This window comes from Pseudomonas sp. ASL8 (assembly GCF_056680355.1).
The window spans coordinates 398,039-423,243 of record NZ_CM155278.1; the positions used below are offsets into that span (position 1 = coordinate 398,039).

The 25,205-nt window shown below is 58.4% G+C and carries 24 protein-coding genes; 16 read left to right on the forward strand and 8 right to left on the reverse strand.

The features are described 5' to 3' along the window. Positions 1-26: 26 nt before the first annotated feature. From AC1MEA_RS01855 to AC1MEA_RS01870, 4 genes are all read right to left on the reverse strand, one after another. Positions 27-1,565 (reverse strand): cryptochrome/photolyase family protein, encoded by a 1,539-nt coding sequence (locus AC1MEA_RS01855; RefSeq protein ID WP_480916467.1) that lies wholly within the window; start codon positions 1,563-1,565, stop codon positions 27-29. A 102-nt stretch (positions 1,566-1,667) separates the two neighbouring features. Beyond that, positions 1,668-2,048, reverse strand: a complete 381-nt coding sequence (locus tag AC1MEA_RS01860) for a hypothetical protein (RefSeq protein ID WP_480916468.1) — start codon at positions 2,046-2,048, stop codon at positions 1,668-1,670. 116 nt (positions 2,049-2,164) lie between these two features. Next, on the reverse strand, positions 2,165-2,347 hold the full coding sequence (locus tag AC1MEA_RS01865; protein WP_219061022.1) for a DUF1289 domain-containing protein: 183 nt from the start codon (positions 2,345-2,347) through the stop codon (positions 2,165-2,167). Positions 2,348-2,350: 3 nt separating this feature from the next. Then, positions 2,351-2,722: a hypothetical protein gene (locus AC1MEA_RS01870; protein WP_480916469.1), complete on the reverse strand. Its 372-nt coding sequence runs from the start codon at positions 2,720-2,722 to the stop codon at positions 2,351-2,353. Between the two features lie 253 nt (positions 2,723-2,975). Between AC1MEA_RS01870 and AC1MEA_RS01875 the strand changes: the two genes are divergently transcribed. Beyond that, positions 2,976-3,836, forward strand: coding sequence for a CAP domain-containing protein (locus AC1MEA_RS01875; RefSeq protein ID WP_449632989.1), 861 nt, complete (start codon positions 2,976-2,978; stop codon positions 3,834-3,836). 19 nt (positions 3,837-3,855) lie between these two features. Here AC1MEA_RS01875 and AC1MEA_RS01880 read toward each other — a convergent pair whose 3' ends face one another. Then, positions 3,856-4,527: an ATPase gene (locus tag AC1MEA_RS01880; RefSeq protein WP_449632990.1), complete on the reverse strand. Its 672-nt coding sequence runs from the start codon at positions 4,525-4,527 to the stop codon at positions 3,856-3,858. Between the two features lie 214 nt (positions 4,528-4,741). On the opposite strand from AC1MEA_RS01880, the gene AC1MEA_RS01885 reads away from it, so the two are divergent. The 7 genes from AC1MEA_RS01885 to AC1MEA_RS01915 all read left to right on the forward strand — a co-directional run bounded on the left by AC1MEA_RS01885 (position 4,742) and on the right by AC1MEA_RS01915 (position 11,938). After that, entirely contained in the window at positions 4,742-6,157 is a 1,416-nt protein-coding gene (locus AC1MEA_RS01885; RefSeq protein ID WP_449632991.1) for a diguanylate cyclase domain-containing protein, read from the forward strand. A 156-nt stretch (positions 6,158-6,313) separates the two neighbouring features. Continuing rightward, the gene (locus tag AC1MEA_RS01890; protein WP_219061017.1) at positions 6,314-7,165 is read left to right on the forward strand and encodes a putative selenate ABC transporter substrate-binding protein; all 852 of its coding nucleotides are present in this window, start codon (positions 6,314-6,316) and stop codon (positions 7,163-7,165) included. Continuing rightward, positions 7,162-7,959, forward strand: coding sequence for a phosphonate ABC transporter ATP-binding protein (locus AC1MEA_RS01895; RefSeq protein WP_480916470.1), 798 nt, complete (start codon positions 7,162-7,164; stop codon positions 7,957-7,959). Before AC1MEA_RS01890 ends, AC1MEA_RS01895 begins: the two co-directional genes overlap by 4 nt. After that, complete coding sequence (locus AC1MEA_RS01900) at positions 7,953-8,780, forward strand: PhnE/PtxC family ABC transporter permease (RefSeq protein WP_480916472.1); 828 nt, start codon at positions 7,953-7,955, stop codon at positions 8,778-8,780. Before AC1MEA_RS01895 ends, AC1MEA_RS01900 begins: the two co-directional genes overlap by 7 nt. Continuing rightward, positions 8,777-9,544 (forward strand): phosphonate ABC transporter, permease protein PhnE, encoded by a 768-nt coding sequence (phnE, locus tag AC1MEA_RS01905; protein ID WP_480916474.1) that lies wholly within the window; start codon positions 8,777-8,779, stop codon positions 9,542-9,544. Before AC1MEA_RS01900 ends, phnE begins: the two co-directional genes overlap by 4 nt. 143 nt (positions 9,545-9,687) lie before the next feature. Beyond that, the gene (locus AC1MEA_RS01910) at positions 9,688-10,128 is read left to right on the forward strand and encodes a YqaA family protein (protein ID WP_449632995.1); all 441 of its coding nucleotides are present in this window, start codon (positions 9,688-9,690) and stop codon (positions 10,126-10,128) included. Positions 10,129-10,390: 262 nt separating this feature from the next. Next, positions 10,391-11,938 (forward strand): TerC family protein, encoded by a 1,548-nt coding sequence (locus AC1MEA_RS01915; protein WP_480916476.1) that lies wholly within the window; start codon positions 10,391-10,393, stop codon positions 11,936-11,938. A 67-nt stretch (positions 11,939-12,005) separates the two neighbouring features. On the opposite strand, the gene AC1MEA_RS01920 is transcribed toward AC1MEA_RS01915, so the two are convergent. Genes AC1MEA_RS01920 through AC1MEA_RS01930 form a run of 3 tightly spaced genes read right to left on the reverse strand, consistent with a single transcriptional unit; the run spans position 12,006 to position 15,614 of the window. Beyond that, positions 12,006-12,680: a DUF3313 domain-containing protein gene (locus AC1MEA_RS01920; RefSeq protein WP_480918088.1), complete on the reverse strand. Its 675-nt coding sequence runs from the start codon at positions 12,678-12,680 to the stop codon at positions 12,006-12,008. A 47-nt stretch (positions 12,681-12,727) separates the two neighbouring features. Beyond that, positions 12,728-14,005 carry an OmpP1/FadL family transporter gene (locus tag AC1MEA_RS01925; protein WP_219061012.1) on the reverse strand — a complete coding sequence of 426 codons (1,278 nt, stop codon included), beginning with the start codon at positions 14,003-14,005 and terminating at the stop codon, positions 12,728-12,730. A 58-nt stretch (positions 14,006-14,063) separates the two neighbouring features. Next, positions 14,064-15,614, reverse strand: a complete 1,551-nt coding sequence (locus tag AC1MEA_RS01930) for an arylsulfatase (RefSeq protein WP_219061304.1) — start codon at positions 15,612-15,614, stop codon at positions 14,064-14,066. 494 nt (positions 15,615-16,108) lie between these two features. On the opposite strand from AC1MEA_RS01930, the gene AC1MEA_RS01935 reads away from it, so the two are divergent. The 8 genes from AC1MEA_RS01935 to AC1MEA_RS01970 all read left to right on the forward strand — a co-directional run bounded on the left by AC1MEA_RS01935 (position 16,109) and on the right by AC1MEA_RS01970 (position 25,200). Then, on the forward strand, positions 16,109-18,457 hold the full coding sequence (locus AC1MEA_RS01935) for a tetratricopeptide repeat protein (protein ID WP_480916478.1): 2,349 nt from the start codon (positions 16,109-16,111) through the stop codon (positions 18,455-18,457). A 403-nt stretch (positions 18,458-18,860) separates the two neighbouring features. Beyond that, positions 18,861-19,604 (forward strand): type IV pilus biogenesis protein PilM, encoded by a 744-nt coding sequence (gene pilM / locus AC1MEA_RS01940; RefSeq protein WP_449632999.1) that lies wholly within the window; start codon positions 18,861-18,863, stop codon positions 19,602-19,604. Further along, on the forward strand, positions 19,604-20,209 hold the full coding sequence (locus AC1MEA_RS01945; protein ID WP_480916480.1) for a PilN domain-containing protein: 606 nt from the start codon (positions 19,604-19,606) through the stop codon (positions 20,207-20,209). Before pilM ends, AC1MEA_RS01945 begins: the two co-directional genes overlap by 1 nt. After that, positions 20,206-20,883: a type II secretion system protein GspM gene (locus AC1MEA_RS01950; RefSeq protein ID WP_449633001.1), complete on the forward strand. Its 678-nt coding sequence runs from the start codon at positions 20,206-20,208 to the stop codon at positions 20,881-20,883. The genes AC1MEA_RS01945 and AC1MEA_RS01950 overlap by 4 nt, the downstream gene beginning before the upstream one ends. Then, on the forward strand, positions 20,876-21,199 hold the full coding sequence (locus AC1MEA_RS01955) for a Type II secretory pathway component (RefSeq protein WP_480916482.1): 324 nt from the start codon (positions 20,876-20,878) through the stop codon (positions 21,197-21,199). The genes AC1MEA_RS01950 and AC1MEA_RS01955 overlap by 8 nt, the downstream gene beginning before the upstream one ends. Before the next feature lie 5 nt (positions 21,200-21,204). Then, positions 21,205-22,854 carry a secretin N-terminal domain-containing protein gene (locus tag AC1MEA_RS01960; RefSeq protein WP_480916484.1) on the forward strand — a complete coding sequence of 550 codons (1,650 nt, stop codon included), beginning with the start codon at positions 21,205-21,207 and terminating at the stop codon, positions 22,852-22,854. A 4-nt stretch (positions 22,855-22,858) separates the two neighbouring features. After that, a complete protein-coding gene (locus AC1MEA_RS01965) occupies positions 22,859-23,773 on the forward strand; it encodes an ExeA family protein (RefSeq protein ID WP_480916486.1) in 915 nt (304 codons plus the stop codon). Beyond that, complete coding sequence (locus AC1MEA_RS01970) at positions 23,770-25,200, forward strand: tetratricopeptide repeat protein (RefSeq protein ID WP_480916487.1); 1,431 nt, start codon at positions 23,770-23,772, stop codon at positions 25,198-25,200. The genes AC1MEA_RS01965 and AC1MEA_RS01970 overlap by 4 nt, the downstream gene beginning before the upstream one ends. Positions 25,201-25,205 lie beyond the last annotated feature (5 nt).

Sequence of the window (25,205 nt, forward strand, 5' to 3'; positions counted from 1 at the left end):
GACTCCATCACCATTGGCACTCTTTTTCAAAGCGACTCCCCGGCATCCAGTTTGGCGAGCAGTGTCTGGCCACGTTGCCAGAGCGCTTGCTGCTTGGATTCGGGCATGCGTTCGAGGTTTTTGTAGACCATACCCATGCGTTGATTGCTGCGCAGAATATTGCTGTGCCGCATCAGAAAATGCCAGTAGAGCGAATTGAAGGGGCAGGCATCGTCAGTGGTGCTTTCACTGACTTTGTACGCACAGCCACGGCAGTAGTCAGACATGCGTTTTATGTACTGGCCACTGGCGCAGTAAGGCTTGGAACCCAGATAACCGCCATCGGCGTGCATGACCATGCCCAGGGTATTGGGTAGCTCAACCCAGTCGAAAGCGTCCATGTAGATTGCCAGATACCATTCGCATACCTGGCTCGGCGCGATACCGGCGAGCAGAGCAAAATTGCCGGTGACCATCAGCCGCTGGATGTGATGGGCGTAGGCATGTTTCAAGCTTTGACCGATAGCCTGGCGCATGCAGTTCATTTTCGTTTCGCCTGTCCAGTAGAACTCTGGCAGCGGCCTGCTGTTACCGAATACATTGCCACTGGCGTAGTCGGGCATCTTCAGCCAGTAGACGCCACGTACATATTCACGCCAGCCGATCAGTTGGCGGATAAAGCCCTCGGCGGCATTCAACGCAATCCTGCCCGACAAATAGGCCGACTCCACATCGCTGCACAGCTGACGGACATCCAGTAGCCCAATGTTGAGCGCAGCGCTGATGCGGGCATGAAACAGAAAAGGCTCGTCGCTGGCCATGGCGTCCTGGTAATCGCCGAATCCGGCCAGGCCATAATCCAGAAAGTAATCCCACAGCGCCTGGGCATCGACGTGGGTCACCGGATAGTCAAAGGCATCCAGAGAACCGTAGTGGCTGCTGAAGCGTTCCCCCACCAGCGCAAGCACTTCTTGGGTGATTGAGTCTGCGGAAAAACGGGCCGGGTATGGGGCAATCACGCCCTTGGGCAGTGCCTTGCGGTTTTCCGCATCAAAATTCCAGGCACCTCCGACCGGACTGCCGTCGCCGTTGATCAACAGCCCACTCTTGCGCCGCATCTCACGGTAGAAGAACTCCATGCGCAGCTGCTTTTTGTCCTTGGCCCACGAAGAGAATTCGGCACGGGTACAGAGAAAGCGGGTATCGACATGCCACTGGATCTGTAAGCCGCAGTCCTTAAGCGACTGCTCCAGACGCCAGTCACCGCACTCTGTCATGTGCAGTTCGTCCGGCTGCATTAGCGACTGCCAACGCCGTAACTCGCTTGGCACCGATCCGGTGTTTTGCGGATCATCGAGGGCGACGTACTGCACACGGATGCCTTGCTGCTGCAACGCCTTTGCAAAGTGGCGCATGGCGCTGAAGATCAGCGTGATTTTTTGCGGATGATGGGGCACATGGCTGGCCTCCTCCATCACCTCGACCAGCAACACGGTGTCACGCTCGGTGTCCAGGCCCTTCAATGAGGCCAGGTCAAAGGATAACTGGTCGCCCAAGACCAGGCACAGCCGGTGGATCGCATTCATTAAACAGAATCCAGCGAAATAGGGACACTCAGAGGCTTATAGCCGCGAGGGCTATAACCGCATACTTCTGTATCTGCCACTTAATCAACCCAGTAAACAGGCCTAAACAATCTTGCACTTGATCCAGGCATCTTCGGCAACGCCGTAGATGGCGCAGAGGCGATGATAGCCGTCCGCGATGATCAGCTTGTCGTTTGTCTCTCCCCTGACCAGCAGCAACGGTGACAGCGGCGTTCCGTTCTTGATTTTGCTGCGGTCTTTATCTACATGGGAGTTGCTGATGCCAAGCAGGGAAAGTTCTGACGCACGGAAGATGTCCTTTGCCTTGAATTGGGTGATGTCAGCCGCACGCAGGGCGGAAATGATTTTCTGCACCCGGTTTTCGCTGAATAGCAGAAGGAGGTAGGACTGTGCCGCGGGGTAGTCCTGCTCTTCCACATCTGGAAGCCATTTTATTTCAGTCGATTCTTTCGCGTTGCTCATGTTCGGCTCCCGAGGTGTTCGCGCAGTGTAGTTGTGGGAATGCGTTTTTTAAGGCGGATCAGGCTTTATCCAGGGGTGCGTCGATCAGGACCCGAAGCCGCACTGAGACCCGCATTTCAAGCGTCCTTTTTCTGCAAACTCTTCAGGCGCAGGCCCGCTCGTTGCACGGCGGCCATTTTTTCGGGTCGCTTCATGCGTTTCCATTTTCTGATGTCGTCCTTGGTGCGACCACAACTCACGCATAGATCACCGCTTAGCTGGCAAACGGAAATGCAGGGATTTTCGATGTCCTTGGCCACGACTCAACCCCGAGTCGAGCGCTTGCGCGCCAAGCGTTGCTGCCAGTTTCCGGCATTGGCACGCTGACATTGCTCTTCAGTATCGACGTGAACGTGGGCCGACACCGGACTGACGTGGATATCCGCTTCGCTTAACGCCACCGCCGTCAGTTCGACCATGCGCTCACCCTGCCCACTCGCAAGGGCCTGGTCCTTGTTGGCCTGTGTGTCAAAGACCCAGACGACCATCAGGCTGGACGGGAACACGGTGTAATCAACCTCATGGGTCAGCCAGCAGAACCCGACCATTTCGGCTTTGGCCGTCTCACAGGCGTCGGTCAGGGTCGCCACCAGACGACGCTCGATCTGCGCCTGATCGCGTTTACTTAACAGCATTGTTTGATCCTTGAATCAGTGTCGTGCGGCTCGCAGCTGCGTGCCCCTTTTGCCAGTATCGATGTGCAACGCCTTGAGACGCAAAGGAATAAAACTGACCGTCCGCAGCGAACGCACGGCTCCAACTCTGAATGTGTATCCGCTGCCGGTGAAACTTGTGTTGAAGCCCGCAGTCCTATTCGGGCTTTGCCGGTCACTACCGCAGCCCCTTTGCTGCCCAGCCCCTCGTCATTCCATCTGAGCTGTTCGCCTCATGCGCCTAACCGTTCGCTCCTCCCGCTTTGTTTCGCTCTGCCTCATCCCTTTGCTCCCCCTGCTCGCCCATCCCGCTTATGCCGAAGGGGAACGGCAACTGGTGCAAGCCATCAACGGCTACCGCGCCCATCCCCAGCGCTGCGAGGGACGCACGGCCTCTGCCATGACGCCGTTGGCGCTGAAGTCTAGCCTGGCCTTGCCTGTTGGTTATGACGGCGGTTTACGGGACGGGTTGAAGGCCGCCGGTTATCAGGCGGCGACGGTGCAGGCTATCCAGGTGGCCGGCGCGCGCGATGTCGAGGCGGCTTTTGCCATGCTCAAGAGTGACTACTGCGATGCGCTGCTCGATACCCAAGCGACCGATATTGGCGTCACTCGCGCGGGCAGTCGGTGGCAGATGGTACTGGCGCGCCCCTTGGTCGATGCTCACCTGACTGATCGGCGAACCGCGGATAAAGCGTTGCTGGCACAGGTCAATGCGGCACGGGCGAAGCCGCGCATGTGTGGGTATCGGCGCTTCGCCGCCGCGCGGCCACTGACCTGGAACAACGCCTTGGGGTTGGCAGCGCAGGGGCATAGCCGGGCGATGGCCTACGGCAATTACTTCGCGCACCAGGATCCGGAGGGTGACTCACCAGCGGACCGGGCGCGGGCCGTCGGCTACCGTGGTCGGCAGATCGGCGAGAACATCGCTGCCGGGCAAGGTTCTCCGAGCCAGGCGATGCAGGGGTGGCTGGCCAGTCCCGGGCATTGCGCCAACCTGATGAACCCGATGTTTACCCAAGTGGGTGCAGCTTATGCCACGGACTCGCGTAGCGATTTGGGTATTTATTGGACGATGCTGTTTGGCGCGCCCTGATGATCGTGGGACCACACCGTCAGTTGCTTGCGACCTGAGCCATCCCGCCGGAAGTCACGAGCGCCTTCAGCGACGCATCGAACTGTTTCAGGGCGTTTAATTGCAGCTCACGTTGCTGGTCGATTTGCGCGGCAATCTCTGGAGCGGCTTTGCCATGCACCCAGACAGCGGACATTTGCTTTTCACCCAAACCTTCGGCCTTGCCAATGTATTGCAGGTTCGAATCGTAAAATTTGGCGATGAAACGCGCTTCGACCTGGGTATTGCGCTGTGTCACCAGACGGTTGTAGGTGTCCAGCATGACCACTACGTCAGGGTGGGCTTGCACCAGCGCATCAAGGTTGTCGTAGACGGTCACTGAGGAGAATTCTTTCTGCAGCGAACCCATGAGCCAATTGATCGCAAGTTTCGGATCGGAGCTGTTGGCGAACGCGCCGCTGATGCGAGAATCGATCGCACTATTCTTCACGCCGTTCAGCGCTACAGCATGGTAATGCTCAAGGTACTCAAGGGTGTTGAGGGTGTTTTCGCTGTAAAGCACACCGACTGATTGTGCATGCTGCAGGCCAGCGGTACTGTCGGCCACCGATAACAAATGGCAGGACGGTGCGTCGGCAGCGTAAGAAGGCGCAGTGGCGGCAGCACCACCGGTCAATACGGCGACAAGAGCCAGCAAGGTGGAGATTCTCATCGCATTATTTCCCTCAGAAGCATGTTCGGAATGGCGCTATCTTCCTCCTTCGCTGGAAAAACAAAACTCGCATTCGTCGATGGTAACTATCAACTAAACGAATGGTAAAAACAGAAGCGGTTTATTGATTGAGGGCAACGTGTAAAGTGCTCCCCCCAAAAAGCGCCTCGAACAGGTTTTTCGCCATGGGTGCAGAACAGAGTACACACCAGCCATGACCATCAGCACCCCATCTCCAGATCGACAGCGCCTGATTCGTGCCCTGTTTGAAGAGTACATCGAGATGTACGCCTCTCGGGATCAGCGCCTGACGACCCGCTTCAGTAACAATTTCAGTGGTTATACGGGGAGCGGTGATTTTCTGGTCAAGGATCTCGCCGACTGGCAGAACATCACTCGGCAGGACTTCTCTCAAGTGCCTGAGCCTATCCGCATTGAGATGCTCGATCTCTCACTCCAGGATCTGGGTGACGAGGTGGTGGTTGCCACCGCCTTGTTCCGCATTCACTTGCCCGTTGACGGCGATATGCTTGCAAAGGAAGCGGCACGCCTGGTGCTGATTTTCCGCCTCGAAGGTGAAGAGTGGAAAATCGCTCACAGCGGTATCTCCATTCCCTATCACCGGGCGGAGGATGGCGAGGTGTATCCCCTCAAGAGCCTGCAGGAGCGCAACCGCACTCTGGAGGCTCTGGTCGAGGAACGCACCCAGGCACTGCATACAAGCGAAGCCCTCTATCGCCAGCTCACCGAGGACACTCGCGATGTCCACTGGAAAACAGACCGTGACCTGTTCATCACCTACATCAACCCCGCCGACGAACGCCTGCGTGGCTTCAAGGCCGACGAGGTGGTCGGGCATCACGTCTTTGAACTGTTTACCGACGAGGGTGTGGCCACCGTCAAGCAAGTGATAGAGGAAAGACGGCGATCTGAACGGCCACCTGCGCCGGATGGCTTTGTGAACTTTGAGGTACAGCATCGCTGCAAAGACGGCAGCGTGCTCTGGGGGGAGGTGCTGTCGAAGCCGGACCTTGACGAACAGGGTGAGATTATTGGCTACCACGGTATTACGCGAGAGGTCACCCGGCGCAAGCTGTTGGAAGAGCAGGTCAACCAGTTGGCGTTCCGTGACACGCTGACCCGCTTGCCCAATCGCCGCCTGCTGAAAGATCGCCTCTCCCAGGCGATGTCGTCCAGCAACCGCAGTAACTGCTACGGCGCGTTGCTATTCCTCGATATGGATAACTTCAAACCCCTCAATGACACGCATGGCCACAGCGTCGGCGACCTGCTGCTGATCGAGGTCGCCAACCGCCTGAAAGCCTGTGTGCGCGAAGCCGATACCGTTGCCCGCTTTGGCGGTGACGAGTTCGTCGTGCTGCTGTGTGACCTGAGCTGCGACAAGCGCGAAGCCACTGCTCAGGCAGGACGCATTGCCGAAAAGATACGCATCAGTTTGTCGGCGCCGTATTTATTGAGCCTCACCATTGAACATCGCTGCACGGCCAGCATCGGTGTCGCCCTCTTCAAGGGACGCGAAGCGAGTGAAGAACACGTCATAGATTCGGCTGACTCGGCGATGTATCAGGCCAAAGAGCATGGACGAAACACGATTCGGTTTTGTGAATAAACCATGATTTGAATCTCCCTATGGTTTGCATAGCTGGTCTTTCACACAAGGGGCCATATAATCGCGCCGTTTCGTCTACCCTCACGAAGCGCCGTGCAGCAAACAGCTCGCGCCAGGCGCCTCGACATTTTTCCGCTATTTAACCGGAGAACTTCCATGCTCAAGCGTACGCTGGTGCTGGCCGCAGGCTTTGCCCTGTCCCTTTCGACCTTGTTCGCACAGGCCGCCGACACCCTGAAAGTCAGCGCCATTCCTGATGAAGCCCCGACCGAACTGCTGCGCAAGTTCAAGCCGCTGGGCGCCTATCTGGAACAACAGTTGGGCATGAAGGTCGAGTTCATTCCGGTTGCCGACTACCCGGCCGTGGTTGAGGCGCTGGCGACCGACCGTATCGACCTGGCCTGGCTGGGCGGCTTCACCTTCGTTCAGGCACGCCTGAAAACCGGTAACGCCATTCCGTTGGTACAACGCGAGCAGGATGCCCAGTTCACCAGCAAGTTCATCACCGCCGACCCCGCGGTCAAATCCCTCGCGGATCTCAAGGGCAAGACCTTCGCCTTCGGCTCGGTGTCGTCCACCTCTGGCAGCCTTATGCCGCGTTACTTCATGCTCAAGGACGGCATCAAGCCAGAAACCTTCTTTAGCCGCGTAGGCTACTCCGGCGCCCATGACGCCACCGTCGCCTGGGTCCAGGCCGGCAAGGTCGACGCCGGGGTACTCAACGCCAGCGTCTGGGACAAACTGGTCGCCGCCGGCAAGGTCGACACCAGCAAGGTCAGAGTATTCGCCACTACCCCGACCTACTACGACTACAACTGGACCGTGCGCGGCACCCTCGACCCGGTACTGACTGCCAAAATCAAGGCCGCGTTCCTCGCCCTTGACCCTGCGAACCCGGAGCAAAAGGCGATCCTCGACCTGCAGGCCGCCAGCCGCTTCATCGAAACCAAACCTGAGAACTACAAGGGTATCGAGGAAGCCGCACGCGCCGCCGACCTGCTGAAATGACCCTGCGCCTTATCCAGGCCAGCCTCAGCCACGCCAATGGAGTCCACGCGCTGCGTAGCGTGGACTTGCACATCGGTGCCCGCGAACAGGTCGCCATCATCGGCCCGTCCGGCGCGGGCAAGTCGAGCCTGCTCAATCTGCTGGCCACCGCCCTGCGGCCCAGCAGCGGCGAAGTGCAGGTGCTCGGTGAGCGGCCTTGGCAGCTTTCTGCGCACCAGCGTCAGCGCCTGCGCGCGCGCATCGGTCTGGTGCATCAGTCGCCACCACTGCCACCGCGCCAGCGCGTAATCACTGCGGTACTGGCCGGAAAGCTTGGCCAGTGGGGTCTGGGCAAGAGCTTGCTGAACCTGCTGCACCCTCTGGATATTCCGGGCGCGCGCGCGGCATTGGCCAGGCTGGACCTCAGCGACAAGCTGTTCGCCCAGTGCCAGCAACTGTCCGGCGGTCAGTTACAGCGCGTGGGCATTGCCCGAGTGCTGTACCAGGCCCCCGAGGTGTTGCTGACCGATGAGCCGGTGTCGGCCATGGACCCGGTGTTGGCCGCGCACACCCTGGCGGTCCTCTGCCAGCATGCGCAGGAGCACGATGTCACCCTGGTCGCCAGTCTGCATGCCGTGGACCTGGCCCTGACGCACTTCCCGCGCATCATTGGCGTGCGCAACGGCCAGATCCTGTTTGACCGTCCGGCCAGCGAAGTCAGCCGCGACCTGCTCGACACACTCTATGCCAACGAATCTCTGCAGCCTGCACCGGTTCCAGATACTCCCTTGAGCGTGCAGATTCCCCGATGCTGACGCGCGACAACCGCGACCCGGCCGCCGGGCCTCGTCTGCTGCTCAGCCTGCTGGCCATCGCCCTGCTGTGGCCGGGCATCCGACTCAGCGAGCTCGACCTGAGCGTACTGCTGGCGACCGACAGCCAGAGCGAGATGGGTCGCTTCGTCTCCGCGTTCTGGCCGCCCGCCCATGGCGAGGAGTTCATCCAGCTGCTGTTGCAAGCCACCCTGCAAACCCTGGCCATCGCCACGGCCGGCATGGCCCTGGCCCTGTTACTGGCAGTACCCGCCAGCCTGCTGGCCAGTCGCGCGCTGTCACTGTCCGCCGCCTCTCGTGGCGGGCACCCTAGCGTCTGGGCACAACTGCTGCGCTGGCCAGTACGCGGACTGTTGATCTTCCTGCGTAGCGTGCCGGAAATCGTCTGGGCCCTGCTGTTCGTCCGCGCCGTCGGCCTCGGCCCGGCTGCCGGGGTGCTGGCCATTGCCATCACCTACAGCGGCATGCTCGGCAAGGTCTACGCGGAGATTTTCGAGTCGGTCGACCAGCGCCCGGCACACGCCCTGATGCAGGCCGGCAGTGGTCGGCTGGCAGCCTTCTGCTACGGCATCCTGCCCAATGTCGCTGCAGAGCTGCTGTCGTACACGGTGTACCGTTGGGAATGCGCGATCCGCGCCTCGGTGGTGATGGGTTTCGTCGGCGCCGGCGGCCTGGGCCAGCAGATCGACCTGTCGATGCGCATGTTCGCCGGGGGTGAAGTGGCCAGCATGCTGCTGACCTTCTTCGTCCTGGTCATGCTCGCCGACCAACTCAGCCGCCTGCTGCGCTGGAGGCTGGCATGAATCGCCTGTTCAACCTGCTGCTGGTCCTCGGTATCGGCGCAGCAATCATCGCCTCGTTCGCCTATCTGGGCATCGACTTCGGCGAGCTGGGCAGCGCCCGCAGCCTGAGCCAGATGGGCGCCTATGTGCAGCGTTTTCTCAGCCCGGACCTGAGCACTGGCCATCTGCAAGCCATCGGTTATGGCGCCCTGGAAACCCTGGCCATGTCCGCCCTCGGCACCCTGCTCGCCGCCGTGTTCGGCCTGCTGTTGGCACTGCCCGCCGCCGGCCGCTTTGGTTGGCCGCTGCAGAGCGCGTCGCGCCTTGTGCTCAATGCCCTGCGCGCGATCCCGGAAATGGTGTGGGCGACGCTGATGGTCCTGGCCGCCGGCCTCGGCCCGAACGCCGGCACCCTGGCCCTGGCCCTGCACACCACCGGCGTGCTCGGCAGGCTGTTCGCCGAAGCTCTGGAAAACACCCCGCCAGAACCCGCCGAGGCTATCCGCCTGCAGGGCGGTAATCCGGTGTGGGCCTTCTGTTACGGCACCCTGCCCAACCTGTTGCCACAACTGCTGGCCTACTGCCTATACCGCTGGGAAAACAATATCCGCATGGCCAGCGTGCTCGGCTTCGTCGGCGCTGGCGGTTTGGGGCAGATGCTCTATGTCAGCCTCAGCCTGTTCCAGGAAGCCCAAGCCAGCACGGTGATCCTGGCCATGCTGTTGCTGGTATTCGCCGTAGACGCCCTGAGCGGCTGGAGCCGCCAGCGCTGGGTCAAGGCCTGATCGCTTATTCACCGAACAGGTAAAACCAGAAAAGTGACGGTAAGACGCCAAATGATCCTGAAAAACACCACCCAGAACTCGTTCTCGACGACTAACCACTGGCAGCGCCGGGTCGATTTCGGCACGGCGCTCGAGAGCCTTCAGTGTTTGAACTAACCAGCTATTTTGGGCTGTTCATGGCGGCGTTTGGAGCGGCCACGCTTCTGCCGTTGCAATCTGAGGCCGTACTGGTCGGGATGTTGATCCTGGAGCGATACAGCACGGAGCTGTTGTTCGCCGTCGCAACGCTGGGCAACGTGCTGGGCTCGGCAGTGAACTGGTACCTGGGGCGTTCCGTTGAGCGGTTTCGCAACAAACGCTGGTTCCCAGTGAGCCAGAACACGCTGGAAAACGCTCAGCGATCCTATCTGCGCTACGGGCACTGGACGCTGTTGCTCAGCTGGGTTCCGGTGATCGGTGATCCGCTGACGCTGGTTGCCGGTGTCATGCGTGAACCGCTCTGGAGGTTTCTGATGATTGTGACGCTGGCCAAAGGGACTCGGTATCTGGTGTTGATTGGGGTGACCTTGAAGTGGGCAGCCTAGTTGGGATATCCCGGAAGTCAGGCCCATTGCTGTCAACTTTTGTAATAGTTCTGACTGCGTGAAGTTTCCGTGGACCGTATAGGATCACCGGCCGTACTACTATCAGGCCACTATGAACACCCTCCTGGAGCCTCCCAGTCTCTGTGATCAAGCACGTCCTCACCTAAGTGTGTATTCGCCCCTCCCCCCTGCGTTACCCCATACCACCTTGTTTCCCCGCGACACCCCCTTCGCACTTTCTCGAGAGATTGAATAATTCCCTATGGAATGGATAGCTGATCCTACGGCATGGCTTGGCCTGCTCACCCTGATCGTGCTTGAGCTGGTGCTTGGCATCGACAACCTGGTCTTTATCGCCATCCTGGCTGACAAGCTACCGCCCGAGCAGAGAGATCGCGCGCGGGTCATTGGCCTGTCGCTCGCGCTGGTGATGCGATTGGGCTTGTTGGCCAGCATCTCCTGGATGGTCACCCTGACGGAGCCGTTGTTCGAGGTGTTCGCCAAGACGTTCTCCGGGCGAGACCTCATCATGCTGTTCGGGGGGGTGTTCTTGTTGTTCAAGGCAACCATGGAGTTGCATGAGCGATTAGAGGGCCATGTCGCAGAGCGGGTGGGTAAAGCGACCTACGCGCAGTTCTGGCCCATCGTTGCGCAAATTGTGGTGCTGGATGCCGTGTTCTCGCTGGATGCGGTCATCACGGCCGTCGGCATGGTTGAACACCTGGCCGTCATGATGATTGCTGTGGTCATATCCATTGGCCTGATGATCATTGCCAGTAAACCGCTGACGAACTTTGTCAATGCGCACCCGACGGTGATCATGTTGTGTCTGGGCTTCCTGATGATGATCGGCTTCAGTCTTACGGCTGAAGGCTTGGGCTTCCATATCCCCAAAGGTTATCTCTATGCCGCGATTGGCTTCTCGATCCTGATCGAGTTGTTCAACCAGATTGCCCGCTCACGGCGTAAAAAATCCCTGCACGGGAGCCGCCCCATGCGCGAACGTACGGCGCATGCCGTTATGCGCCTGCTGGGCGGACGCAAACTGGAAGCCGATGAAGTCGGTGAAGAGATCGCTGACCTGTCGGACGAAGGCCAGACCGATGCGGTGTTCGGCCGACGCGAACGGATTATGATCAGTGAGGTTCTACAACTCGCGGAGCGCCCGATTCGTTCGGTGATGACACCGCGCGCCGAAGTCGACCACGTTGACCTGGCAGCTACGCAGGCAGAAATCCACACCAGACTGATGCATTCCTCATACTCCAGACTGCCGTTGATCCGCGATGGACGCATTGATGAGCCGTTGGGTTTCGTGCATAAAAAAGAACTCTATAAAGAGTTACTGACCGGCAATCAGCCAAACCTTGAGAGCATGGTGCGTAAAGCGGTCAACCTGCTGGAAAGCTTCACCATCCTTAACGCGCTGGAGCAGATGCGTAAGGAATCGACGCATATCGCCTTCGTCGTGAACGAGTTCGGTGACTTCATCGGCATCATCACCATGACGGATATTCTCGAATCCATCGCCGGTGAGTTACCCGATGCCAGTGAGGTCGAAGGCCCGAATATCGTCGCTGAAGGAGACGGGTTCATGGTCAATGGGGCGCTCAACCTCAGCCAGATTCGTGAGCGTATCGGCTTTCAGGCCAGGGCGACCGAGGACTATCAGACCATGGCCGGGCTGGTTGTCAGCCTGCTGGATCGACTGCCACACACCGGAGACCAGCTCAGTTGGGAAGGATGGAACATGACGGTGGTCGATGTTGAGGAGCGCAGGGTAAAGAAAGTGTTGCTCAGCAGAATGTAGACACCGTTGAACAAGGCCGTTTTAAGCGGCCTTGTTGCTCCGGAGTGACTGCGAAGTGACCCTATCGCTACTTGATGAACGCTCTCATATCACCGGCCAGCCCGTCGATCGCGGCCTTGAAGTCATCCACGGTAATCGCCTGGCTTTCATTTTTCAGGGTTTTACCGAAAACTTTACGCACGACTTTCACCACTGGCGAACCCGTGGCGGCGTCGACAAAACTCGCCTCAATGTAAAGTTCACTGTTCTGATCGCGATGGCCGGAAGCAGCGCTGGCAGCCCCCACAACCGCCGCGACCGGAACCACTTCGTACCATTGCATACCTTCGTTAGAAGCCGTTACACCGGTAATTGCCGCGTGCATGATCAAGGTGCGCGAACCGGGTGGTACAGCCTGCAGGCTGTTCACCACCCGGTACCTTTGTGAAAGAACGCCCTTGGCACTGCTGCTGGCATACGCCTGTATTTGCCTCAGCGTTTTCATGTCAACCCGATCCGTCGGCTTGGGTGCGGGGTACAACTCAAGTTCGTTGAACACCACCGTAGAGTACGCCCCGGGTTTAAAGTCGGGAGCCACCCAGCGCAGCACTTCCTTCCCGCTCGACGACGTCGTTTCCTGGAGTCCATCGTAATTCGGCAAAAAGCCTGAGAACTGTTCCTTTTCAGTCACTTTCGAGACACAACCACCCAGCAACAAGCTGCTCAGCGCAATGCCGACAAGCAATTTACGTGATGCTTTCATGTGCTTTGTACTCATGGGATTAATAGGGTATTTATTGTTGTCAGGCGTTAGAAACGCCACGTCATATTGCCGGTAACAGACTGAATCCAGGCGCTACTGAACTGGCCGGAAACGCGATCACCTGACAAACGTTTGCTCTGGTCGACAGGCATATCGCCCATCCACACAAAATCCCAGCCGAGGTTAAGGTCGGTATCATGATCCACTGCATAAGTGACCCCGGCCCCCACATGCCATTGAGCACTCATAGGGACATTCAAGGTTCGATCACTGTTCGATACCGCCGAGGTATCGTAGGCGACACCGCCGCTCCAAAGCAGTTTCGGTGTGGCTCGGTACTGTGTGCCCAGCGCTAATTGATAGGTGTCCTTATAAGGCGCATTAACGGTGGTTGACTGCCCACCCGCACTGGACGTATCGACATCGATATAGATCTCGCCGAACTGTGACCAGTCCTGCCAGTTGACGGTCGCCAGCACGGCCCATTGCGCGTCGAGTTGTTGATAGAGGCTGAGCGTGACTGTTTGTGGGACCTGCACACCGAGCGTGGTGTCCGTACCATTCACGCGGTCCAGTAACAGGCCATTCCCTTGAACGTCTATACGGTCCTTGAAATCAAGATCAATCTTACTGGTATAAGCCAAACCAATCCGGGTGCCCGGCTTGGGTGCATAAATAACCCCCAGGTTAGCGCCGTACCCCCATGTACTGTCCTCATATTTGTACTGCCCGTCAGCACGATCCGTTAATCCAAAAGGAGACCGATTGATCGCCGCCTGAGCTTGCAACATGCCGTACATGGCCTTTATGCCAACGCCCACTGACCACTCGTCATTGAAACGATAGGCCACACTGGGTACAAATGACACACCACCAATACTTCCATATTGACTGAAGTAGCGACCGTACCAGTCATTCTTATAACTGAGCGCCAGACCGAAGTCGCCATACGTGCCAAAGCCGACACTCCAGTGCTCATCCAGTTTATGGCTTATAAAGAAGCTGGCACCCGGTGTCGGTTCAATAACATCGCCGCTGCCACTGCCAGCCACGTTAGTGTCCCCGTCAGCATCAAACTTCACATTGCCGTAAATAAGTTGCGCACCGGCCGCGATCTGGGTGCCCTCTAGATAACTGAGGCCTGCCGGGTTACTCGCAATGGTCGACGGCCCTTGCGCACGCGCCGCGGCACCCGCATTGACCAGACCGGTATTATCGCTACCGATCTCATAAAGCATGATGCCTCCTGCCAGCGCCTGTTGGCTGTAACAGAGCGTCAGCAGAGTAAACGCGGAGACCGGCAGCGTACCTGTTTTTGACGGCATAAGAACTCCAGGATCAAGTAGGCGCACACACCGCCTACCCGATCGATACCTGAGTTAGTTACTTACCTGACTGGCTCAACATCGCGTGCTGGATTTGTTCCTTCACTGCATCCAGGTTAAAGCTGGCACCCTTTTGCATTGGAGGAAACTCAATCGCAGTCGCCGCCACCTTGGCGACTTCTTTTTGCACGAACTGAAAGCGCCAAAATTCGTAGAGGAACCAGTTCATGTACTGGTATGAGCCTTGAGCGCCTTTGGTAAAGCCCGTGCGCTCGAAGGGATCAAGGCGCAGGTTGGTGAGAACCGGCATGTCCAACTTCACGGTACTGCCGATCCAGCCATCGGGTTGATCAGTGAAGCGGTATTTGAAATCGTCGATACGCACGGCGGAGAGCGTACCTTCGGTGAAATAGAAGACTTCGTGGCGCGTCGACGGTCCCTTGCCCATGATCATGTCGGTCTGATTGTAGCCATCAAGGTGCACCTTGTAGCTTTGACTGCCGACTTGTTTACCCTTCAGTAACTCTTCGACGATGTTCGGATTACCCGCCGCAGCGACAAACGTCGGGAACCAGTCCATCCCTGACATGATGCCGTTCTCGACCTTGCCGGCCGGAACTTTCCCTGGCCAACGCAGAATGGCCGGGACACGGAAGCCACCTTCCAGGGCCGTCCCCTTCCCGCCAGCGAATGGCGTCTGACCACCGTCCGGCCACGTAAAGTTCTCGGCACCGTTATCGGTGGTGAATACAACGATGGTGTTATCGTCGAGGCCCATGTCCTTGAGCTTCTTCAGGACATCGCCAACGATGTCATCCAGCTGGGCCATCCCGGCTTCCTGGATAGTCCAGTCGTTGTCCGCGTTACGCATCCCTTCATATTTGGGCGACAGGTGAGTGGTGACGTGCATACGTGTAGGGTTGAGCCAGAGGAAGAACGGCTTGTCATCCTTCTTGGCCTTATCAATGAAGCTCAAGGCAACGTCGCGAATCTCCTCGTCGACCGTTCTCATTCTCTCCGGATAGAGCGTGCCGGCATCTTCGACTTTCTGCTTGCCCACTTTGCCCCAACGCGGCATCACCGTAGGGTCATCAGTGTCGGTTGCCCAGCTGTGCACCATGTTGCGCGGGCCGACCGTATCTTTAAGCGCCTGTGGATAGTTTGGGTGGGCCGGATCTTCCATCGCGTCAAGGTGATAGAGGTAGCCAAAGAACTCGTCAAAGCCGTGAACCGTTGGCAGGAACTCGTTCAAGTCACCCAAATGGTTTTTGCCAAACTGCCCCGTGGAATAGCCCATCGACTTAAGCGTTGTCGCAAGGGTCAATGCCTGAGCGGGAATACCAATCGGTGAACCGGCCTGGCCTACGGTGGTCATGCCCGTGCGGATGGGCAACTCACCGGTGATGAAGTTGGCCCGGCCAGCGGTGCAACTCGCCTCGGCGTAATAATCGGTAAACCGCATGCCTTGGGCTGCCAGACTGTCGAGGTTCGGTGTTTTACCCGCCATCATGCCTTGATGATAGGCGCCAATATTAAACCAGCCGACGTCATCGGCCATGATGACAACAATGTTGGGTTTATCGGACGCTGCCTTCACGTGCAGGGGCATGGCAGTAAGCAAAAGAGTTGTTACTGTCAGCGCCAAAAAATCGATAGTTTTTGTCACGGTCAGTTCCTCAGTACTCTTATGAAAGTCTCAGGACTAGCCTACAACGTGAAAATTCGGGATACACACAGTAGCTGAATTTAATCCTAGGCGAGAATACTCAGATAGCCACTTTCTTTTTTATCGCTCGCCCTGGAACGGCTGCCAACTTCCAGGCCTGCAATATGCCCGCAAACCCTCTATTGCGCAGGTTCGTTACCGACACTCTTTCGTCGATCCCCACAGCGACTCATAACGTTTAGACATAATAATTATTCAGTTTCACTATGAACACGAACCCCCACACCCGCGCCCGTATATAAACAGGAATGAATATCGAAAACCGCCAAACACACTAGTGTAACTATTATGAGAACACACAGAATGAATAGTTGACAGGCCTCGGCCCTGCGTCAAAGCTGCAACCGTATTGGATAATGTTCTATCAGGACGACGGAATGCCGAAACATAAAAATAAATCAGCGCACTCCACATCGAGTCCCCGACACCCTTTCATGACGCCCTCTCTGCGTATCGTTTTAGCGATCCTGTTACCCTTGGCAGTCTTCAGTAGTTGGCTGTTCTTCCAAAACAGTAAGCCCGCGCCTTTGATCTATTCACCCGCCGTCACATCAGCACCACAACCGCTGAAAACAACTCCCACGCCAGCAGCAAAAATGGTCGACGAGCAGCAATGCCAGGGTTGCCACGGCGCGCAGGTAAGCGATTGGCAAGGCTCTCATCACCAGTTGGCCATGCAATCGGCTAACGCTGAAACGGTCCTCGCCAATTTCAGTGACATCACGTTCAAAAACGAGGGAGAGACCACCCGTTTCTCTCATAAAAATGACGGTTTCTGGGTCAACACTCCTGGCGCAGACGGTAAACCCGCTGATTTCAAAGTCGCTTACACCTTCGGCGTCGCCCCCTTGCAGCAGTATCTGATAGAGACACCCGGAGGGCGGTTGCAAGCGCTGGGGGTGGCCTGGGATACCGAGAAACATCGCTGGTTTCATCTCTATCCAGGCCAAGGTGTGAACTTCAAGAATCCCTTGCACTGGAGCAAGCCGAGCCAGAACGCCAACTTCATGTGTGTCGAATGCCATACCACGGGTTTCAAGCGCAATTTCGACACCGTGAGCAATAGCTTTGCCAGCCAGTGGAACAGTCTGGGAGTCGGCTGCCAGGCGTGCCATGGCCCGGCCTCCAATCATTTAGCGTGGGCGACAAAGCCCAATGGCCTGACGCATGCCGGCTTTGCCGTCGATCTCAAAGATAAAGACGCCACCACCGAGATCGAGACCTGCGCCCGGTGCCACGCTCGTCGCGCACCGCTGGACGACGGTTATCAGGTCGGCAAGCGGTTGATGGATGATTATCTGCCCAGCGTGCTGACGCCTGAACTCTATGCGGTGGACGGCAAGATCAAGGATGAGGTGTTCGAATACGGCTCCTTCCTGCAAAGCAAAATGTTCGACAAGGGGGTGCGCTGCAGCAACTGCCACAACCCTCATAGCACCGCACTCAAGGACCCGGGCAACGGTGTGTGCGGGCAATGCCACAACACCGCAGGCACAACCTCCGTCGAGCGTGTCAATGGCAAGGGCCTGCAAGCGAAGAACTACGACTCTCCCGAACACCATCGGCATCAGGTCGGAAAGCCTGGCTCGCAATGTGTCGATTGCCACATGCCCGGCAAGCTGTACATGGGCAATGACTTTCGCCATGACCACAGTTTCAGTATCCCCAACCCCCTGCGCGCGCAGACACTCGGCACGCCGGATGCCTGTTTGAGCTGCCACCAGAGTGTGGCGGGCAACAAAATTATTGAGCAATTCAAGCTCTGGATCGGCGACCCACCTGAACAAGCACCGCGCTACGACGAAAGCCTCTCGCTGATTCGCGGCGGCCAAACCGGTGCAGCACAGGCGTTGTACGAACAGCTGCAACGTAGCAACCTGCCCGCCATCCAGCGCGCAACACTACTCGCCGAACTGCCCGCCTACCCCAGCGCACAAGCGCTGAGGCTGGTCACCAAGGATCTGAACAATCCGGCACCGCATGTGCGCGAAAGTGCCATTCGCGCGGTCAGTGCCCTGATGCCCGAGGCGCAACGTGTGCTGTTGCTGTCACCGCGGCTCGATGACCCGGTCCGCGCCGTACGAATCGCCGCCGCCCGTGCGCTGCCAGGCGCTGCGAATGGCGGATTGGGGGCCTCTCAGCCCAGCTGGAACACAGCCATCGGCGAGTACGAGGCTGTGCAGTCGAGCCTTATGGAGCGCGCCGAAGCCAACCTCAACCTGGCGATGCTCTACCAGGCCAGTGGCCGCAATGCAGATGTAGAACCCCGACTGCGTGCCGCCTTGCAACGTGACCCGGATTTCTTTCCGGCACTGGTCACACTGGTGGAGTGGCTGGAATCAAATGCTCGCGGCAAAGAGGCTCGACAGTTGCTGGACGACAGCCTGCGCGAACATCCCGACGTCGCCTTGCTGCACCAGGCCCAAGGCCTGGCAATGATTCGCGCGGGACAACGGGTACAGGCCATCCCCGCGTTACGCAGGGCTGCCCGGCTCGAAACGCAAAACGCTCAGTATGGCTACGTACTGGCAGTGGCCTTGTATGAAAACGGCCAGGTCGATGAGGCGTGCTCACAACTGGAGCAGATGCTCGAACACCAGCCAGCCAACCGCAATGCCCGGCTGTTGCTGATCCAGTACGACCTGAAAAACGGTCATGAGCCAAAGGCGCGAAGGTTGATAGAGGCATGGACGCACATCAACCCTGAAGACCCTGCGCTTAGATGATCGCTTTCTGCCACGTAAATGCCATTTTTTATGCCAACCAGCAAGGAACTGATCGCCGGTAATGCTGCCCGAAACCGCAGTTTTAGGACCGCCCATCTAAGTATTATGATCGTCCTACAATACATGCTATCTTTTTGACATCATGCTCCCTGTACGTAACATCTTTCCGGCTAGTTTTTTTGTGTATCGAGTGGTACTGGCGCACCTCGCCAGGTAAAGAGATCAGAAGTTAATGTGGTTTCCAAGAAGTAAAACCACAGCGCGCGGTTTGGTGGGTGTAGAGACAGGTCCAAATGGAATAGCTCTAGCCCATATACAGAGAAGCCAAGGCGAAGCTCCACGCCTGCTCAACTGTAGCTTCCGCGTAGCCGCGCCAGAACAGCAACCCGCCGTATTGAAAAATATGGTCGACGAATCAGGGCTTGGCGGCTTGCCGGTCAACCTTGTGCTGCACCCTGCTGCCTACCAGATGCTGCTTCTCGACAGCCCCGATGTCCCCGCTGAAGACTTGGGCGCCGCCATGCGCTGGCGCATCAAGGACCTTATCAGTGAACCCCTTGAAGACGTCGTCGTTGACGCGTTTGCCCTGCCCGAAGATGCCTACCGTGGCCGCTCGCGCATGGCCTACTGCGCCGTACTCAATAAAGCGCGCATGCAGGAGTGGGCCAAACTGATCAAGCAGGCCGGTCTAAATCTGGTCAGCATCGACGTTACCGAAATGGCATTTCGCAATCTTGGCCTGTTGGCCGGTGCCGACAATCTGAACATCGCACTGCTGCGCTTGCGTTCCAGCGAGGGCTTGATCTGCGTGCAGCATGGCGCGGATCTGTACATGGCGCGCGTCATTGAGCATGGACTGGAGCAGGCTGGCCAGGATTTTTCTTCAGCCACCCTGGAGATCCAGCGTTCCCTTGACTATTTCGAGAGCCAGTTAGGCAAGGGGCACATTAATCGCCTGCTGTTACTGCCCATGAAGCGCGATGGCGAAGCCGCACTGCAAGCGCTGGGTAACGGACTGACCGTCAAACTGCAGGCCCTCGACCTGCGCGAACTGTTCAGCGGGCAACCCGCGGCCGAACTGGACGAACAGATGCAGGCTCTCTGCATGGCAGCCGTCGGCGCAGCTCTGCGCCAGACGGCTTCCTGATGCAGAACCTCAACCTTTATCAGGTAGAAAAAAACGCACGCCACGGACCGCAAAAACCCCAACTACTGGCTGGCCTTGCCGTGCTGGTGCTGCTCTGTCTGTGTCATGGCGCTTGGCAGGGCTGGCATCTGTATGTGGGCGCTGAGCGGCTAACTCAGGCGCAAAACCTGGAGCAACAACAACTGCGCGACCTTGATGCTGCCAAAGCCTCTTTCGTCCAACCGACACTCGATCCCCAACTGCCATTGCGTTTGGCCGACATAGACGCGCAAAACAAAGCACTGCAGCGCCTGGTCAGCTATCTGGACGTCGTGGCGCGCCAGCAGCGCATCGGTTTTGTTGCGCCGTTAGCGGCCCTGGCTGAACAGCACCCACCCAGCGGCCTGTGGCTGAACGCTATTTCCCTGCGCGAAGGCGGGACCCAAATGCGCTTGCAGGGTTTCAGCCAGCACCAACAAATGCTGCCGCAGTACCTGGAGCGCCTGGGCCAGAGCGCGGTATTCAAGGGGCGTGAATTTGCACGCTTCGATGTGCAGCGTGGCGACGATCAACTGCTGCATTTCGACCTGTCCTCACGGGCTACCGATCCAAAGGACAGCCCATGAACACGAGCAAATGGTTGCAGCGCTGGCAGACCCTGGCCCCGCGAGAGCAATGGCTGGCCTGCGGGGTCGGTCTGGCGCTGTGCGGCACGCTGTATCTGGTGCTACTCGGTAACCCGCTCGGCGCTCGCCTGGTCAAGCAGACGGCTGACTATCAGACTGCCGAAGCGCATCGGGTTGAAGCCGCGACCGCTCTGGCCAAGCTGCGTGCGGCCCTTGAAGCCGACCCCAATATCCCCTACAACCGCGCCCTGCTCCTGGCTTCGACGGACAGCGCGCAGTTGCTGGAGCAGATCGACCACAACACGGGCGAGCTGATCACCCCGGGCAAAATGCGCGCGGTACTTGAAGACCTGTTGAAAGCCCAGCCGGGTCTGCAACTACTGAGCCTGGAGAGTTTCAGTACACCCGTCGAAGTCCCCTCGACCGACCCAGCCCCGGCAACGAAGGCCAAGGGTCCGGCCAGCGCCGTTGTCCTGTATCGGCATGGGGTGAACCTGAAGTTACAGGGAGGGTACTTCGACCTGTTGCGCTACCTGCAAGCGATCCAGGGCACCCAGTGGAAACTGAACTGGGACAGCCTCGACTATCGGGTCGGTGAGGCCGGGGCAGCGCACGCACAGATCAGCCTGCAGCTGTATACCTTGAGCCGCTATGCGGGGTGGATCGGTGTTTAAATTTCTTCTAGCGAGCGTGCTGCTGTATGGCGCGATGGCCCAGGCCAGCATCGAAATCCCCCTTGATCCGACTCAGCCACCGGCCAGCCTCGCGCCAGCCCGCACGGATGAAAAGACCCAAACTCCAGTGTTGCAGGCCATCCTCCTGAGCGCCCAAGGCAGCCGCGCGGTCATCAATGGCCAAACACTGCGCGTCGGTGACGAATACGCCGATGGCCGCGTACTGGCTATCTATCCCCAGACTGTTTTGATTGAACGCAAGGGCAAGCGCGAACTTCTTCGCCTGGCTAAATCCGTTATACAACCGAGCCGATGATGCCCATGATGAAGTTCTTGTCGGGCCCAGGCCTCCTTGGCCTGGTGTGCCTGTTAAACGCCTGCCAGACGTTCAACAGTGGCGACCAGGTGCTCTATGACCAGAGCAACCGGCTGCTCAACGAAAGCCTGCAACAAGCGCAAAAGCAGGTAACGCCTCCCCCTTCGGTGCAAGCCGCACTGATACCTGCTTACTCCCCGCAAGGTCCCTCTTCGAACGATCCGCGTTTCGACGTATCGGCCAAGGACATGCCCGCTCGCGACTTCTTCCTGAGCCTGATGCAGGGTGCCGGGCAGAACCTGGTGGTGCATCCGGACGTCACCGGCAATATCACCTTCAGCCTGCACCGGGTCACGCTCGAAGAAGTGCTTAGCGCAGTACGAGACACCTATGGCTATGATTTTCGCCGCACCACCTATGGCTATCAAATCCTGCCAAACAGTGTGATCACTCGCAGTTATGACCTCAATTATCTGAATTTGCAGCGCTTCGGTAAGTCCGACACCCGCGTCAGCGCAGGCCAGATGACCAGTAACAATAATAACCAGGGGAATAACGGTAGTAACGGCAGTAACAGTGGTGGAAACGGTAGCTACGGCGGCAATGGCAACGGGAGTAATGGCGGCAGCAATGGCAGCAATGGGCAGGCGTCCACCCTCAATGCCAGCCAGGTGACCACCGTCAGTGACGCCGACTTCTGGAAGGAAGTCGGCGATGTCGTGAAAGTAATGGTGGGTGACGAGCCAGGTAACAGTGTTGTGGTTAACCCACAGGCCAGCCTGCTGGTGGTCCGCGCCAAAAGTGCCGACCAGGAAAACGTCGCGCGCTTTCTGGAAAAGGCACAACGTAACCTCCAGCGCCAAGTGATCCTGGAAACCAAGATTCTCGAAGTGACCCTGTCCAAAGGCTTTCAGGCCGGGATTAGCTGGGACCAGCTGGGTGGCGATATAGGCACGAGTCTGGCGGGCGCAGCGCTGACCGGCCCCACCGGTATTGGCGGCGTATTCAGCAGTACGATCAGCGCGGGTAATTTCAACGGGTTGATCCAGTTGCTGGAAACCCAGGGCGAGGTGCGCGTACTTTCAAGCCCGCGAATTTCCACGCTCAATAACCAGAAAGCCGTGATCAAGGTCGGCACCGACGAGTTTTTTGTCACTGACGTGTCATCTCAATCGGGTACCACGACGGTCGCCGGGGTCACCCAGCCGACCCAGAACGTGACCCTGACCCCGTTCTTTTCCGGTATCTCGCTGGACGTCACACCGCAGATCGATCAGAACGACACCGTGACCCTGCATGTACGTCCCACGGTTAGCCGCGTTACCGATCAGAACAAGATCATTACTCTGGGCACGAACACGGTGTTGAACCTGCCGCTGGCCCTGTCTGAAACCCGTCAGTCCGACTCCATCGTGCGCGCCCGCAGTGGCCAGGTGGTGGTGATCGGTGGCTTGCTTCAAAACAACAGCAACGACACCGATGCCAATATTCCATGGGCCAGCAAACTGCCGATCATCGGCAACCTGTTCAAGCAGCAGCGCAAATCACTGAACAAAAGCGAGCTGGTGATTCTCATGCGGCCGCAGGTGGTGAACGACGAAGTCTGGCTGGGCGAACTGCGTAAAACCGCAGAGACCTTCAAGGAACTCAAGTAAGGCCATGTACGAAGCCTACTTTGGTCTGCGCGAGAAACCGTTCGCCCTGACCCCCAATACCGAGTTTCTGGTCCAGCTGGCGCCTTATCAGGCCTGCCTTAATATGCTGCACGTGGCGCTTGGCGAGGGTGAAGGCTTTATCAAAGTCACTGGCGAGGTAGGCACCGGCAAGACGCTGATCTGCCGTGCCCTCCTCAAGCAACTGGACAGCGAACGCTATCAGTTGGCCTACCTGCCCAATCCAGGCATGAGCCCGAGCGGCCTGCGCCAAGCGGTGGCCCGCGAGCTGCACATCAGCGGCATTGAAGAGCTTGATACCCAAGGTGTGCTGGAGGTTTTGCAACGGCGTTTGATCGAGCTGGCGGCGGCTGGTAAAAGCACGGTGCTATTAATCGACGAAGCCCAAGGGCTACCAATCGGGACCCTGGAAGCGCTCCGACTGCTGACCAATCTGGAAACCGAGCAGGCCAAACTCCTGCAGGTGGTGCTGTTCGGCCAGCCGGAACTGGATGTCACCCTGGCGCGCAACGACCTGCGCCAACTGCGCCAACGCATCACGTTTTCATATCGCCTGCGCCTTCTCGACCTGAAAGACACGACCCGGTATTTGACTGAGCGCCTGGCCGTGGCGGGCTACCGGGGCGAGCCTTTATTTTCCAGGGCCGCAGTGCGCCACTTGGTGCACGACAGCGGTGGCATCCCGCGACTGCTTAATATACTGGCGAACAAGGCGCTGATGGCGGCCTATGGCGAGGGGCGAAAACAGGTCGCGCCAAGGCATGTGCAGCGCGCCATGCGCGATACCGACAGCGTCCAGCCGGCCCCGTACTCATCGCGCCGGAGGATTGTAATGCTCTCGCTGTTGCTGGCCGCTGCTGTCGGCTTGGGGCTGATTCAGTACGGGGAGATGCTGGTATGAGCCTGGTCAACGACATGTTGCGCAACCTTGAGAAGCGCCGCGCCGCGCCAACCGAACGACTCAGGCTGGACGGCCTGTGGGCTGTGGATGAGGCCGGGGCTGCCCGTCGCAAGCGCTTTCAACGCGTCCGCACGGCCTTGACTGGACTGGCGCTGATCATCCTGATCGGACTGCCATTGGGCGTGCTGATAGACCGCCTGCTTGAGTCGCCCGCACTTCCGCACAGCGTAACGGCAATGCCTGTCGCGCCTGCGGCACCTGTCGCAGTGCCTATAGCGCCCGTTGTGACTCCAGGTCCTGCACCCGTCGCTTCGACCCACATTCTGGAAGTGCTCCCTCAAAACGATGGCCGCAGCCTGGTCCTGCAACTGCTGCTGGACCAGTCAGTGGCGTATCAACGCATTGATCAAAGCGGTTCCGTAACCCTCAGCCTCCCTGGGGCGCAATTGAGCACACAGCTTGCAGCCGACATGCCCCAAGGCCGGGTGCAGCGCGACGGACGCAGCCTGTCTTGGCGAGTGCAGGCCCAGGGTCAGGGCGTGCAGGTGTTGCTGGTCGGTCTGGGTGACAACCTGCAAGTGCGCGATCGACTTGAGCCCGCCGGCGATCATTGGCTGTTGTGGGTCGAAGTGCCTATGTCGGCAAAGGCATCGCAGAACGACGCCTCGGACAGGGTGAGCGATATGGAAAACAGACCGGCCACTGACGCGACAACGGTCGACTCAGAGACCGCAGAATCACCGCTGCCGGCATGGGCCAATGCGCGGGTGCCGTCTGCGGAGGCGAGACCCCGACCTGCCGTCATCCCGGTAGTAAAGCCGCTCTCCGCCAGCGGTCCGCCACAGATGAAGATCGTGCCTTACCAGCCCGATGCTCTGGCTCAAGCGTTGCAAACCCTGCGGAGCGGTGACTATCCACGGGCTGTCCGTGAGCTTCAGTCCCTGCAACTGTCACGTGGGAATGATCTGGATGTCGTGCACGGTCTGGCCCGCGCTTACCTGGCCAACGGCCAATCATCATTGCTGCTGACGTGGTTACCGGTCCAACTGAAACAGTGGCCGAACGACAGCGAGTTGCGCCTGCTATTGGCACGGTCGCAACTGCAATCCGGCAATGCACGCGGCGCGGTCGCAACGCTGGAGCAGAACCCTCCGCCATTGGCGCAGGAACTCACGTATCACGCGTTGCTCGCGGCCAGCTACCAGCAGACCGCGCAGTGGCAAAAGAGCGCTTCGTTGTATCAGCAGATGATCACACTACGGCCTGACCAGGCGACTTGGCAGTTAGGCCTGGCAATCGCTCTGGAGCGCCTGGACCAATCGGCTGCGGCGGCTCGCCATTATCGTCTGGCCCAGCAAGGGCAAGCGCTGGATGACAGCGCACGACGCTTCGCCAGTGAACGCGCGACAGCACTGGGAGCTCGGTGAACCAT